This window comes from Cellulomonas sp. P24 (assembly GCF_024704385.1).
In the GTDB taxonomy this organism is placed as follows: Bacteria; Actinomycetota; Actinomycetes; order Actinomycetales; family Cellulomonadaceae; genus JAJDFX01.
This window is the reverse complement of record NZ_JAJDFX010000002.1, coordinates 1,949,435-1,963,465: the sequence shown is the minus strand read 5'-3', so window position 1 is coordinate 1,963,465 and position 14,031 is coordinate 1,949,435. Positions and strand designations below refer to the sequence as shown.

The following is a 14,031-nucleotide window of genomic DNA, read 5'->3' as shown; positions in this document are numbered from 1 at the left end:
ACACGGAAGGTCCGTGTCAGAGACGCGTGAAGATGCCGTCGTGGACCGCTAGGACTTCGACAATCCACCGTTCGGCGCGCTCTCGGGGCGCTACCACAGAGTGGTGCGCGTGTGCGTACCGGCCGTGGGACGTCCTCCGCGGTCGTCCGACGTCGGAGGTGCTCCTCTCATGGCCGACCTGGCCTTCCTGGCGCTGACGGTGGCGTTCTTCGCCGCTCTCGCGCTGGTCGCACGCAAGCTGGACCGATCATGACCGGCGAGGACTGGGCCGGTCTCGTGATCACCGCCGCGCTGCTCGTGTACCTGTTCCGGGCCCTGATCCGAGCGGACAAGACGCGATGAGCACTCCGTGGATCGCCGTCGCGCAGATCCTCGTCCTCGTGGTCGCCCTGGCCGCGGTGCACGTCCCGCTCGGCGGGTACATGGCGCGCGTGTTCACGTCGACCCGCCACCTGCGTGTGGAGCGCGCCGGGTACCGCGCGCTGCGGGTCGACCCGGGCGCCGACCAGCGCTGGAGCATGTACCTGATATCGGTGCTGGGCTTCTCGCTCGTCTCCGTGCTGCTCCTCTACGGGCTGGAGCGCCTGCAGAGCCACCTGCCGTTGTCGATCGGCGCTCCCGCGATGGACCCGGCCGGGGCGTGGAACACCGCGGTCTCGTTCGTGACGAACACGAACTGGCAGTGGTACTCGGGTGAGACCGCCGCCGGTCACCTGCTCCAGATGGCCGGCTTCGCGGTGCAGAACTTCCTGTCCGCCGCCGTCGGCATCGCCGTCGTCGTTGCGCTGATCCGCGGCCTGGCGCGCTCGGGGGCCGACGGGCGGGTCGGCAACTTCTGGTCCGACCTCGTGCGGACGGTCGTGCGGATCCTGCTGCCGCTCTCGGTCGTCGTCGCCGTCGTGCTGATCGCCATGGGCGTGATCCAGAACCTGTCCGCGCACACCGAGATCACGACCCTCGCGGGCGGGAGCCAGCACGTCCTCGGCGGCCCGGTCGCCTCGCAGGAGGCCATCAAGGAGATCGGTACCAACGGGGGCGGCTTCTTCAACGCGAACTCGGCGCACCCGTTCGAGAACCCGACGCCGCTGAGCGACCTGCTGGAGATCTTCCTGCTGCTCGCGATCCCGTTCTCCCTGCCGCGCACGTTCGGGATCATGGTCGGTGACCGACGCCAGGGCTGGGCGATCGCCGGTGTGATGGGCACCCTGTGGGCCGGCGCCGTCGGCCTGCTGACGTGGGCGGAGCTCGCCGGTCCGGGACTCGTGCCCGCCGCGGCGGGCGCCGCGATGGAGGGCAAGGAGACCCGCTTCGGGACCGCGGCGAGCGCGCTGTTCGCCGCCGCGACCACCTCGACGTCGACGGGTGCGGTCAACTCGATGCACGACTCGCTGACCGCGGCCGGGGGCGGGGTCGCGATCTTCGACATGCAGCTCGGGGAGATCTCCCCGGGCGGCGTCGGCTCCGGTCTGTACGGGATGCTCGTGCTCGCGATCGTGGCGGTGTTCATCGCCGGGCTCATGGTCGGGCGCACGCCCGAGTACCTGGGCAAGAAGATCGGCCGCCAGGAGATCACCCTGGTCGCGCTGTACGTGCTCACGACGCCCGCGATCGTGCTGACCGGCACGGCCGTCGCGATCGCCACGCACGCCGGGCGGGCCGGGATCCTCAACCCCGGGGCGCACGGCCTGTCCGAGGTCCTGTACGCCTTCACGTCGGCGGGCAACAACAACGGCAGCGCGTTCGCCGGGCTCACGGTCTCGACGCCGTTCTACGACACGGCGCTCGGGCTCGCGATGCTCCTCGGCAGGTTCGTCCCGATGGCGCTCGTGCTGGCCCTCGCCGGGCGGTTCGCGACGCAGAGGACGGTCCCGCCCAGTGCCGGCACGCTCCCCACCCACCGACCCCTGTTCGCGGGGCTGCTGATCGCCGTCGCGCTCGTCGTCGTCGGCCTGACCTACATCCCCGTCCTTGCTCTCGGCCCGATCGCGGAGGCGTTGTCATGAACCCGACCCTGCTGGACCCCACGGGTCCGTCGGTCGACCCCGAGACCGCGGCGCACTCGCGACCGCGCGCCGCAGGACGCCAGGCGCTCGGCTCCCGTCAGCTGGTCGCGGCCCTGCCGGCGGCCCTGCGCAAGCTCGACCCGCGCGAGCTGGTCGGCTCTCCGGTCGTGTTCGTCGTCGAGGTCGGCGCTGTCGCCTGCACGGCGCTCTCGATCGCCCACCCGAGCCTGTTCGCCGTCTCGATCACGCTGTGGCTCTGGGCGACGGTGATCTTCGCGACGCTCGCGGAGTCCGTCGCGGAGAGCCGCGGCAAGGCCCAGGCAGCCGGGCTGCGTGCGTCGCAGGCCCAGACGACGGCGCGTCGGGTCGTCGCGCAGCAGGACACCCTCGAGTACACGACTGGGCGCGCCGACCTTCCCACGACCGAGGTCGCGTCCTCGTCGTTGCAGGTCGGCGACGTGGTCGTCGTCGAGGCGGGGGAGACGATCCCCGGCGACGGTGACGTGATCGAAGGGATCGCGAGCGTCGACGAGTCCGCGATCACCGGGGAGTCCGCCCCGGTCATCCGCGAGTCCGGCGGCGACCGGTCGGCGGTCACGGGCGGCACCGTGGTGCTCTCCGACCGGATCGTCGTGCGCATCACCGCGCCGGCCGGGCACACCTTCGTCGACCGGATGATCGCCCTGGTCGAGGGCAGCGAGCGGCAGAAGACCCCCAACGAGATCGCCCTCAACGTGCTGCTCGCGTCCCTGACGATCATCTTCCTGCTCGCCGTCGCGACGCTGCAGCCGTTCGCGATCTACTCGGGTTCGCGCCAGTCGCTGATCGTGCTCGTCGCGCTGCTCGTGTGCCTGATCCCGACGACGATCGGCGCGCTGCTCTCGGCGATCGGGATCGCCGGCATGGACCGGCTCGTGCAGCGCAACGTGCTCGCGATGTCCGGCCGTGCGGTCGAGGCCGCCGGGGACGTCGACGTGCTGCTGCTCGACAAGACCGGCACGATCACGCTCGGCAACCGGCAGGCCGCCGAGCTCATCCCGATCGAGGGGGTCGCCGACGCGGAGCTCGCCGACGCGGCGCAGCTCTCCTCGATGGCGGACGAGACACCGGAGGGACGCAGCGTGCTCGTCCTGGTCAAGGAGCAGTTCGGGCTGCGTGCGCGGGAGTCCGGCGACCTCGTCGGCGCCGAGCTCGTCCAGTTCACGGCACGCACCCGGATGAGCGGGTTGGACCTGCCGGACCCGGTGGGCTTCGACGGCACGAGCGGCGAGGGCGTGCGGCACATCCGCAAGGGCGCTGCCGCCGCGGTCACCGCCTGGGTGCACTCGACCGGTGGCCACACCGGACCCGACGCGGCCCGGATCGTCGACGCGATCAGCTCGTCGGGCGGCACTCCGCTCGTCGTCGCCGAGCGTCGCGGCACGGCTCCGGCGCGGGTGCTCGGGGTGATCCACCTCAAGGACGTCGTCAAGCAGGGGCTGTGCGAGCGCTTCGCGGAGCTGCGCGCGATGGGCATCCGGACGGTCATGGTCACGGGCGACAACGCGGTCACGGCGCGGGCGATCGCGGCCGAGGCCGGGGTCGACGACGTCCTCGCCGAGGCGACACCGGAGGACAAGCTCGCCCTGATCCGGCGCGAGCAGGCCGGTGGGCGTCTGGTCGCGATGGCCGGCGACGGCACCAACGACGCTCCGGCGCTGGCTCAGGCCGACGTCGGCGTCGCGATGAACACCGGCACCACGGCCGCGAAGGAGGCCGGGAACATGGTCGATCTGGACTCGAACCCGACCAAGCTCATCGAGATCGTGCAGATCGGTAAGCAGCTGCTCATCACACGCGGTGCCTTGACGACGTTCTCGATCGCCAACGACGTCGCGAAGTACTTCGCGATCCTGCCGGCGATGTTCGTGCTCGTGTTCCCGCAGCTCTCGGTGCTGAACGTCATGCGGCTGTCGAGCCCGCAGTCGGCGATCCTCTCCGCGGTCATCTTCAACGCCCTCATCATCGTCGCGTTGATCCCGCTCTCGCTGCGCGGGGTGCGCTATCGCCCCGCAGCGGCCTCGGTGATGTTGCGGTACAACCTGCTCGTGTACGGGCTGGGCGGCTTGATCGCGCCGTTCCTCGGCATCAAGCTCATCGACCTGATCGTCTCCCTCTTCCCCGGGATCGGCTGACATGACCACCTCCGACCTGACCTCGTCGCCGATCCCGGTCCGGGGTGGCGCGCCGCGCTCCCTCGGGTCCGGCGTCGTCGCCTTCACGCGCCAGAGCTGGGCCGGGCTGCGCGTGCTGCTGGCGCTCACCGTCCTCCTCGGGATCGCCTACCCGTTGGCCGTCACCGGCGTGGGACAGCTCGCGTTCCCGTGGCAGGCGAACGGGTCCTTGCTCGCGGCCGACGGGAGCCATGTCACGTCGGCCGCCGGCAGCGCCCACGGCCCGGCGATCGGCTCCGCGCTGATCGGGCAGGAGTTCTCCGGGGCCACCTGGTTCCACCCGCGGCCGTCCGCTGCGGGGAAGGGCTACGACACCCTCGCCTCGGGCGGCTCGAACCTCGGGCCGACCAGCCGCACGCTCCTCGCGACGGTTCAGGAGCGCCGGGCGCGGGTCGCGGCCGAGGACGGGGTCGACCCGAGCACGGTCCCGCCGGACGCCGTCACGGCTTCCGCGTCGGGACTCGACCCCGACATCTCGCCGGCGTACGCGCGTGAGCAGGTCGCGCGGGTCGCCGCCGCTCGCGGACTGCCGGTCGCCCGGGTCGCCGCCCTCGTCGAGCAGCACGTGCAGGGCCGCACGTTCGGGATCCTGGGCGAGCCGCGGGTCGACGTGCTCGCGCTCAACCTGGCTCTGACGACGGCGGCCCCATGAGCAGCGACGGCCGGATCGGGGTGACCGAGTCGGCGGCCACCCGGTCCGGGAGGCTGACCGTCTACTTCGGTGCTGCGCCGGGGGTCGGGAAGACCTACGCGATGCTCGACGAGGCCCACCGCCGTCAGGACCGTGGCACCGACGTGGTGGTCGGGCTCGTCGAGACGCACGGTCGCGCCGGCACCGCCGCCCAGCTCGAGGGCCTCGAGCAGGTGCCGCGCCGCACGCTCACCTACCAGGGCCGTCCCTTCACCGAGCTGGACGTCGACGCGGTGCTCCGACGTGCCCCGCGCGTCGCGATGATCGACGAGCTCGCGCACACCAACGTCCCCGGCTCCCGGAACGAGAAGCGCTGGCAGGACGTCGAGGAGCTGCTCGACGCCGGGATCGACATCGTGACCACCGTGAACGTCCAGCATCTCGAGTCGCTCAACGACGACGTCCACGGCATCACGGGCGTGCGCCAGCGCGAGACGGTCCCGGACCGGGTGGTCCGGGACGCCGACCAGATCCAGCTCATCGACCTGCCGCCGCAGGCGTTGCGTCGCCGGCTGGCGCACGGGAACGTGTACCGCGCCGAGCAGATCGACGCGTCGCTGTCCTCGTACTTCCGGATCGGTAACCTCACGGCGCTGCGTGAGCTCGCGCTGCTGTGGCTCGCGGACCGGGTGGACGACGCCCTGACGACGTACCGCCGCGACGAGCGGATCGAGACGCCCTGGCCCGCCCGGGAGCGCATCGTCGTGGCGGTCACGGGCGGCCCCGAGGGCGAGACGCTGATCCGGCGCGGGGCGCGGATCGCCCAGCGGGCGGCCGGCTCGGAGCTCCTCGCGGTGCACGTGCTCGCCACCGACGGTCTGCCCAGCGCGCCGCCGGCCGCGATCGCCGCGCAGCGCGCCCTGGTCGAGTCCCTCGGCGGCGTTTTCGACACCGTCGTCGGCGAGGACGTCGCGTCCGCCGTCGTGGACGTCGCCCGCGCGGTCAACGCCACGATGATCGTCGTCGGGGTGTCCCGGCGCAGCAGGTGGCGCGAGGCCCTCTCGGAGAGCTACGGCGTGGAGATCGCCCGGCTCGCGGAGAACATCGACGTGCACCTCATGACGCACGAGGGTGCGCGTGGCGGTCGCCGCTCGCGCACCCGGGTCGCACCGCTCTCGGGCCGGCGCACCACCTCAGGCTGGCTGCTCGGCCTCGTCGGTCCCGCCGTCCTCACCGCGGTGCTCCACGCGCTTCGGGAGACGCTGGGGCTGCCGAGCGACATCGCGCTGTTCCTCGCCCTCACCGTCGCGGTCGCCCTGGTCGGCGGCCGGTGGCCGTCGATCGTCGCCGCGGTGGTCGGCTTCCTCACGCTGAACTTCTTCTTCACCCCGCCGACCGGCCGGTTCACCATCGCCGACCCGGAGAACGCGCTGGCCCTCGCGGTCTTCCTGCTCGTGGCGATCGCGGTCGCCTCGGTGGTCGACCTCGCAGGCAAGCGCACGGCGCAGGCGTTCCGGGCGCGCGCGGAGGCCTCGGCCCTTGCGGCCGTCTCCCGATCGGTGCTCTCGGGGCAGGACACCGCCCAGGCGATCGTCGACCGGTTGGGCGAGACCTTCACGCTCACCGCCGTGTCCCTGCTGGAACGCACCGGCGACCGTGGTCCCTGGAGAGCTCTGGCGACCTCCGGCGACCACCCCGTGCTGGACCCGGAGGACGCGCAGACGGTCGTCCCGATCGACGAGCAGCGCGTGCTCGCGCTGTGCGGCCGGGTGCTCCCGGCGAGCGATCGCCGGGTGCTCGAGGCGTTCGCATCTCAGGCGGGCGTGGTGCTCGAGCAGCGCCGGCTGCGTGCGCAGGCGGACCAGGCGCGCGCTCTCCAGCAGGCCGAGTCGACCCGCAACGCGCTGCTCGCGGCGGTCTCGCACGACCTGCGCACGCCGCTCGCGATGATCAGGACCGCGGTCGACGGGCTGTCCTCCGCCGACGTCGAGCTCGCACCCGAGGACAGCGAGATCCTCGTCAGCACGATCAGCACGGCCGCCGCCCGGCTCGAGCGGCTGATCGACAACCTGCTCGACCTCTCCCGCGTGCAGACCGGCAGCGTGCGGCCGGTGCTGCAGCACGTCAGCCTCGACGAGATCGTGCCGCTCGCCGCCGAGGGGTTCGAGGGCGCCGCAGTGGCCGTCGACGTCCCGGAGACGCTCCCGCTCGTGACCACGGACCCCGGGCTGCTCGAGCGCGTGCTGGCCAACGTGCTCTCGAACGCCGTTCGTCACTCGCCACCCGGTTCACCGGTTCGGGTGTCCGCCGCGGCGGTCGGCGCGGAGGTCGTCGTGCGGGTCGTGGACACCGGTCGCGGCATACCCGACGACGCCAAGGACCACATGTTCGAGCCGTTCCAGCGCCTCGGCGACTCGTCCCCGGACGGTCTCGGCCTCGGGCTCGCCGTGGCGCAGGGTCTGGCGACCGCGGTCGGGGCGACCGTGGCGGCCGAGGACACCCCAGGCGGCGGGCTGACGATCGTGATCACCGTCCCGACCGGCGACGCCGTCGCTGCCGAGCACGGTGCCGGCACGGATCCGACCGACCCGGAGTCGGCTGTCGATGACCAGGCCGGCCAGGACGTGGCCTCGTGACCCGGCCCCGCGTCCTGGTGGTCGACGACGAGCAGGGCCTCGTCCACGCGCTGGCCATCAACCTCCGCGCGCACGGCTGGGACGTCGCCACGGCGCTCGACGGCGCGCAGGCCCTGGATCTCGCGGCGAGCTGGCGGCCCGGCGTCGTGCTGCTCGACCTCGGGCTCCCGGACCTCCCGGGGCTCGACGTCATCGCCGGCATCCGTGGGTGGAGCCAGGTCCCGATCGTCGTCCTCTCCGCACGCCAGCAGGGCGAGGACAAGGTCGACGCCCTCGACGCCGGTGCCGACGACTACGCCACGAAGCCCTTCGCGATGGACGAGCTGCTCGCCCGGCTGCGTGCCGCGACCCGGCGCGGAGCACCGACGGATGCGACCGAGGCCGTCGTCGAGGCCGGGGAGCTGACGATCGACCTCGCGCGGCGTCGGGTCCTCAGGCGCGGCGAGGACGTGCGGCTGAGCCCGACGGAATGGGCACTGATCGAGGTCCTGGTGCGTCACCGGGGTCGGCTCGTGAGCCGTCAGCAGCTGCTGCAGGAGGTCTGGGGGCCCGGCTACACGAACGAGACCGCCTACCTGCGGGTCTACGCGGCGCAGCTGCGCCGCAAGCTCGAGGTCGACCCGTCCCACCCCCGGCACCTCCTCACGAAGCCCGGGATGGGATACCTCTTCGAGACCTCATGAACGGTCGACGAGGGCTGCGCGCACGAGCGCCCACCGGCTCGGTAGCCACTGCCTCAAGTCACGGTGGCGTGGTCCCGATGTCACTGGTAGCGGCACGCCACCCCGGGGACTCCTGAGCTCGTGCGGTGGTCGCCGATGACCGGGGGTACGCGCATGCGTGACCGTCGAGGGGCGTCGCCCGTCGTGGATGCGCTGCTCCGCGGTCTGGGGCCGGTGTACTGGCTCGTCATCGTCGTCGGGGCGGTCCTGACCCAGCTCCTGCCCGGTGGCCCGGACGGGCGCCCGGTCCGGACCGCGATGACGGCCTCGCTCGGTGTCTTCTTCGTGCTGCTCCTGACGCGGCTGGTCCTCGCCGTGGTGCAGCAGCGCGGTCGCCGGTTCGCGTTGCTGGCCCTGGCCGTCGGGGTCGCGTTGTGGGCGACGGGTGCGGCGATCGTGTTCTCGAACCAGGCGGTCGTCGGCGTGGAGTTCCCGGCCCGCGGGGAGATCTTCTACCTCGCGTCCTACCTCGGGATCGCGACGTTCCTGTTCCGCGACGTGTCGCGTCGGGGCGTCCCGTCGATCGAGATCGTGCTCGAGGCGGCGGTGGTGTGCGGTGCGGCCGTGTGCCTGGCCGCGGTCGCGGTCGTGACGCCGCTCGCGACCACCTTCCAGCGTGGTGCGCTGCCGCTCCTGGTGTCGGTCCTGTACCCGGTGATCGACGTGGGGCTCGTGGTGATCGTGATCGCGCAGGTGATGCTCGGCCTGCGGCTCCCGTCGTTCCGTTCCTTCGCACTGGCTCTCGGGTTCGTGGGCCTCGCCGTCGGGGACACCGCCTTCGTCCTCACGCTGGACAGGGGCATCTACACGTCGAGCATCGCGCTGGACGTGATCTGGGCGGCTGGCCTCGCGCTGATCGTCGGTGCAGCCTGCCTGCCGCCCGTGGTGACGGAGGCCGCGAAGGAGCGGCGCTACAGCGTCGTCGCGCTGCCGGCCGCCGCCGCGCTGGCGGTCGCGATCCTGGTCCTCAACCCCGGCGGCTCGATCAGCGGGTACCTCACCGCCGCGTCGGTCCTCACCCTCGCCGCAGCGGGCGCCCGGATGCTCCTCGCGCTTCGTGAGGCGCAGGAGGCCGCCGAGTCGAGGCGGCTGTCGCTGACCGACGAGATGACCGGGCTCCCGAACCGGCGTGCTCTCCTTGCCGCGGCGGACGAGCGGCTCCGCACGGGCGCCCCGACAGGGTTCCTGCTGCTCGACATCGACGCGTTCAAGGACGTCAACGACAGCATGGGCCACACCGTGGGCGACGAGGTCCTGCGTGTGCTCGCGTACCGCATGCGGCTCGCGGTCGGTGACGAGGTCCTCGTGGCCCGGCTCGGTGGGGACGAGTTCGCACTGCTCGCACGGACGGACGACGCGACACGGCTGATCCCGCTCGCCCGGAGCGTGCGTGACTCGCTGAGCGAGCCGATGCGGGTCGACGACATCACCCTGGCGATCACGGCCTCGATCGGCATCACCCTCGCGCGGTCGACCGACTCGTCGACCGAGCTCCTGCGCCGCGCAGACATCGCGATGTACGAGGCGAAGGCGTCTCCCGCCGGCGTGGTGCTGTTCGACGCGTCGCTCGACGGCGCCTCGCGCGCACGGCTGCGACGTGGGGACGACCTGCGGCATGCGATCGCCCAGGGGGAGATCGGCGTGATGTACCAGCCCCAGGTGAGCGCGGTCGACGGACGGGTGGTCGGGGTCGAGGCGCTCGTCCGGTGGCAGCACCCCGAGCTCGGGCTCCTCACCCCGGGGGCGTTCCTCTCCGACGCGCGACGGTCCGGGCTGATGCCGGAGGTGAGCGCGATCGTCCTGCACCACGTGCTCGTCGACGCCCGGCGGTGGTGCGACGACGGGTTCGCGTTCCGGGTCGCGATGAAGTGCGGCCCGCCCGAGCTCGTCGGGGGACCGTTGCTCCCACGGTTGTTCACGGAGGTCGGCGCCGCCGGGCTCCCGGAGGACACCCTCGTGCTCGAGGTGCTCGAGGACTCGTTCGTCGCCGAGCCGGAGCTCGCCTTCCGGGCCATCCACGAGCTGCGCGCGCACCACGTCCAGGTGGCGATCGACGACTACGGCATCGGGTACTCGTCTCTCGCGTACCTGCGCGACATCCCGGTGCAGGAGCTCAAGATGGACCGCTCGTTCATCGCGACGGTGGTCACCGACGAGCGCAGCCGTCTGATCGTCCGGACGACGGCACGGATGGCGCACGCCTTCGGCTTCCGGATGGTCGCGCACGGTGTCGGGGACGCGGAGATCGCACGCGCGGTCGTCCCGCTCGGCGTCGACGTGCTCCAGGGGTACCACGTCGCGCGCCCCATGCCGGCGGAGGAGGTCGCGCCGTGGATCCGCAGCCGGGCGGCAGGTGCGGAGAAGTCGGGCGTCGGCCTGGATGCCTGAGCTGGGGTGTCCGGCCGGTACGCGCCGGGCCCGCCGGTGGGCCCCGAGCCGGGTGGGCGACCCCCAGGGGTGCCTCGGGGGGCGCTCAGGGACGGCTCAGGGGGATGCCCGATGTGCGCAGGTCGTCGCACCGCGACAGTGGAGGGGACGCGGACCGTCCGCGTCCGCACCCACCGCGAGGCCGCCGTGTCAGCACCGTCAGCACGTCCCGCACTGCCAGCACGTCCCGTACCGTCAGCAGGTTCCACGGTGCCGGCACGTTCAGCACTGCCGGCTCCGACCGCTCCCGCGGTCCCGTCTGCCCGTCGTGCCGTCTCTCGGCTCGCCATGACCGCTGCGGGCGTGGGTGCGCTGGTCGTCGGCCTCGCCGGTTGCGGCGCCCTCGACGCAGGTCCGCACGAGACGGACGTCCGCACCGTCGGTGACGTCAGCGCCGTGCAGCTCGCGGCGGCCGGCACGCTGACGATCGAGCAGGGTGACACCCCGAGCCTGACCGTCACCGCCGGTGCGCGAGCCCTCCCGCACGTCACGAGCGCCGTGCACGACGGTGTCCTGGTGCTCGACGTCGACAGCGCGTGGGTGCGCACCGGCGGCGTCGCCTACCACCTGGTGCTGCCGACCGTCGACGCGATCACCGTCGACGGGTCGGGCGTCGTCGCGGCCGACGCGGCGTCGGGAGACCGGGTGGCGATCACCGTGCGGGGCTCCGGCCACGTCGACGTCGCCCAGGTGGCGGCGTCCGACGTGGCCGTGACGGTGGCCGGCTCGGGCGGTGTCAGCCTCGCGGGGCGCGCGGACCACCAGCACGTCGTGATCACCGGGTCGGGCTCGTACGACGCGGAGGGCATGGCGAGCCGGAGGGCCGTCGTCGACGTCGCGGGATCGGGCCGGGCCGAGCTCGACGCCTCCGAGGCCCTCGACGTCGCGATCGCGGGCAGCGGGTCCGTGACGCACACCGGGTCGGCGGTCGTGACCTCGCACGTCGACGGGTCCGGGAAGGTCGTCGACCGGTGAGTGCCGCCGCCGTGAGCGGTCAGGTCGTCGCGGCCGCGGCCCTGAGCAGGTCGTCCGGGGCGCCGTGCAGCAGCGTGAGCACACGCTGGTGGCTCAGCCAGCCCACGAGGTTCGCGCCGCTCGCGTCGAGGACGGGGACGACGCCGGGGCTGAGCTCGAGGGCGTGGAGGGCGTCGGTGATGTTGTCCGAGACCTTGACGGCGTCGGGCAGCTCGACAACGGAGGACACCGTGGCGAGGTTGTGCTCGCCGTCGGCGAGGGTGTCGGCGGCGGCGCGGACCGTCGCGATGCCGCGGTAGCGGCCCTGCGAGTCGAGCACGGGCATCTGGCCGTGCGGTGAGCGGCTCAGCAGGTCGGCGGCGTCGCGCAGGCGCGCGGACTCGCGCAGGCACGGCCCGATCGGCTCCATGATCTCCGCGACGGTCATCGCGGCGAGCTGTTCCGCCTCGGGGGAGATCGAGATGTCGACGCCACGCCGGCGGAGCTTGAACGTGTAGATGCTGTCGCGGGCGAGGAGGTGGCTGGTGGCGCTGGCCATGACGATCGCGACCATCATCGGCAGGATGATCGTGTACTCGCCGGTGAGCTCGAACAGGATGATCACGGCGGTGATCGGTGCCTTGGCGGAGCCGGCGAACACGGCGCCCATCCCGATCAGCGCGTAGACGCTCGGCGAGCCCGCGACGTTCGGGGCGATCATGTGGAGCACCTGGCCGTACGCCGAGCCGAGCATCGCGCCGATGAACAGGCTCGGTGCGAACACCCCGCCGGAGCCGCCGATGCCGATCGTCAGCGACGTCGCCACCATCTTCCCGACGAGCAGCAGGAGCAGGAACCCGATCGTGTAAGCCCCCGTGATGCCCTTGCCGAGCACCGGGTAGCCGACGCCGTACATCTCCGGCAGGAGGAGCAGGAGCCCGCCGAGCGCGAACCCGCCGATCGCCGGGCGGAGCCACTCGGGCCCGCGCCACACGGCGTCGCAGAGGTCCTCGATCAGGTAGAGGATGCGGGTGAACCCGACGCCGACGCCCCCGGCGACGACGCCGAGGACCGCGAACAGGACGTACTGCGTGAGGTTGTCCACGTTGAAGGTGGGCAGCGGGAGGAACGCGGTGTTGCCGAATGCGGCGCGGCCGATCACGCTCGCGGTGACCGAGGCGACGACCACCATGCCGAAGGACTGGGCGGCGAAGTCCCCGAGGATCAGCTCCATCGCGAAGAAGACCCCGGCGAGCGGGGCGTTGAAGGTCGCCGCGATCCCGCCGGCCGCACCGCAGGCCACAAGGACCTTCATGCGGGCCTCGGGGACCCGCAGGACGCGTCCGAACGTCGAGCCGAGTGCCGCGCCGATCTGGACGATCGGGCCCTCGCGCCCGACGGAGCCGCCGCCGCCGATGCACAGCGCCGAGGCCAGCGCCTTGACGGCCGCCACCTGGGGCTTGATCCGCCCGCCCTGACGTGCGACGGCGAACATGACCTCGGGGACGCCGTGGCCGCGCGCCTCACGGGCGAAGAACTGCACGAGAGGGCCGTAGAGAAGTCCCGCGACGACGGGCGCGAGCACCACGAACCAGATGCCCAGCGCCGGCACGTTCGGGTTGGCGACGTGCCCGAGGCCGGCGTAGTCGGCGTGGCCGGTCAGGGCCAGGGTGAAGACCTTGATCAGCCAGCGGAACGCGATCGCCGCGCCGCCGGCACCCGCACCGATCAGGAGGGCGAGCGCGAGCAACCCCATGCGCGAGGATCGCAGTGCGGTGTGCGCCCGTGCGAGACCGCCTTGCGTCGGCACCAGGCTCGGGCCGACCGGGCGGGTGAGGGGGAGCGGACTCGTCGTACGGCGCAGTTTCACGATTGTATTATGCAACAATTGCACTGAGCATCGGTACAGGGACGGGGCGACGTGAGCAACCGGTCGGAGCAGGGTGGCGGGACGACGGGCGACGGGGGGAGTCGACGAGCTCGTCACCGCGGTCCTCACGGCATCGCGCGTGCTCGTCGGCGTCTCCGCACGGTCCCTCGCCACGGTCGAGGACACCGTCACGCTGACCCAGCTCCGCACGCTCGTCGTCCTCGACAACCACGACGAGATCAACCTCAACACCCTCGCCGACCTGCTCTCCGTGACCTCGTCGACGGCCATGCGGATGATGAACCGCCTCCTCGCCGCCGACCTCGTCACCCGCCGGGACAACCCCGAGAACAGGCGGGAGGTGCTCCTCGGCCTCACCGACGCCGGCCGTCGGCTGGTGCGCCGGGTCACCGCGGCCCGCCGCGCCGAGATCACCCGCATCGTCGCCGCCATGCCGGACGCCCGCCGGAACGAGCTCGTCCTGGCGCTGCGCGCGTTCGCCGAGGCGGCGAACGAGCCCGAGCCCCGACCGGAGTCTGCGGCGACCATCGGGTGGTGAGACCCGAGCGCGCGGA

The 14,031-nt window shown here is 72.4% G+C and carries 11 protein-coding genes; 10 read left to right on the top strand and 1 reads right to left on the bottom strand.

The window, feature by feature from the left end; genetic code table 11:
• Nucleotides 1–109 precede the first annotated feature (109 nt).
• The 9 genes from LJB74_RS09220 to LJB74_RS09175 all read left to right on the top strand — a co-directional run bounded on the left by LJB74_RS09220 (nucleotide 110) and on the right by LJB74_RS09175 (nucleotide 11,607).
• A complete protein-coding gene (locus LJB74_RS09220; protein ID WP_259308253.1) occupies nucleotides 110–253 on the top strand; it encodes a hypothetical protein in 144 nt (47 codons plus the stop codon).
• A complete protein-coding gene (gene kdpF / locus LJB74_RS09215) occupies nucleotides 250–342 on the top strand; it encodes a K(+)-transporting ATPase subunit F (protein ID WP_259308252.1) in 93 nt (30 codons plus the stop codon). The genes LJB74_RS09220 and kdpF overlap by 4 nt, the downstream gene beginning before the upstream one ends.
• Nucleotides 339–2,003: a potassium-transporting ATPase subunit KdpA gene (gene kdpA, locus LJB74_RS09210; RefSeq protein WP_259308251.1), complete on the top strand. Its 1,665-nt coding sequence runs from the start codon at nucleotides 339–341 to the stop codon at nucleotides 2,001–2,003. The genes kdpF and kdpA overlap by 4 nt, the downstream gene beginning before the upstream one ends.
• Entirely contained in the window at nucleotides 2,000–4,177 is a 2,178-nt protein-coding gene (gene kdpB / locus LJB74_RS09205; protein WP_259308250.1) for a potassium-transporting ATPase subunit KdpB, read from the top strand. Before kdpA ends, kdpB begins: the two co-directional genes overlap by 4 nt.
• Before the next feature lies 1 nt (nucleotide 4,178).
• Nucleotides 4,179–4,868, top strand: coding sequence for a potassium-transporting ATPase subunit KdpC (gene kdpC / locus LJB74_RS09200; RefSeq protein WP_259308249.1), 690 nt, complete (start codon nucleotides 4,179–4,181; stop codon nucleotides 4,866–4,868).
• On the top strand, nucleotides 4,865–7,483 hold the full coding sequence (locus LJB74_RS09195; protein ID WP_259308248.1) for a sensor histidine kinase KdpD: 2,619 nt from the start codon (nucleotides 4,865–4,867) through the stop codon (nucleotides 7,481–7,483). The genes kdpC and LJB74_RS09195 overlap by 4 nt, the downstream gene beginning before the upstream one ends.
• A complete protein-coding gene (locus LJB74_RS09190; RefSeq protein ID WP_259308247.1) occupies nucleotides 7,480–8,166 on the top strand; it encodes a response regulator in 687 nt (228 codons plus the stop codon). Before LJB74_RS09195 ends, LJB74_RS09190 begins: the two co-directional genes overlap by 4 nt.
• 153 nt (nucleotides 8,167–8,319) lie before the next feature.
• Nucleotides 8,320–10,593: an EAL domain-containing protein gene (locus LJB74_RS20630; protein ID WP_310650835.1), complete on the top strand. Its 2,274-nt coding sequence runs from the start codon at nucleotides 8,320–8,322 to the stop codon at nucleotides 10,591–10,593.
• A 327-nt stretch (nucleotides 10,594–10,920) separates the two neighbouring features.
• Nucleotides 10,921–11,607: a DUF2807 domain-containing protein gene (locus LJB74_RS09175; protein WP_259308246.1), complete on the top strand. Its 687-nt coding sequence runs from the start codon at nucleotides 10,921–10,923 to the stop codon at nucleotides 11,605–11,607.
• 19 nt (nucleotides 11,608–11,626) lie between these two features.
• Here the strand turns inward: LJB74_RS09175 and LJB74_RS09170 are convergent, their stop codons facing one another.
• Nucleotides 11,627–13,456 carry a chloride channel protein gene (locus LJB74_RS09170; RefSeq protein WP_259308245.1) on the bottom strand — a complete coding sequence of 610 codons (1,830 nt, stop codon included), beginning with the start codon at nucleotides 13,454–13,456 and terminating at the stop codon, nucleotides 11,627–11,629.
• A 73-nt stretch (nucleotides 13,457–13,529) separates the two neighbouring features.
• Between LJB74_RS09170 and LJB74_RS09165 the strand changes: the two genes are divergently transcribed.
• Entirely contained in the window at nucleotides 13,530–14,015 is a 486-nt protein-coding gene (locus LJB74_RS09165; protein WP_259308244.1) for a MarR family winged helix-turn-helix transcriptional regulator, read from the top strand.
• Nucleotides 14,016–14,031: the final 16 nt, after the last annotated feature.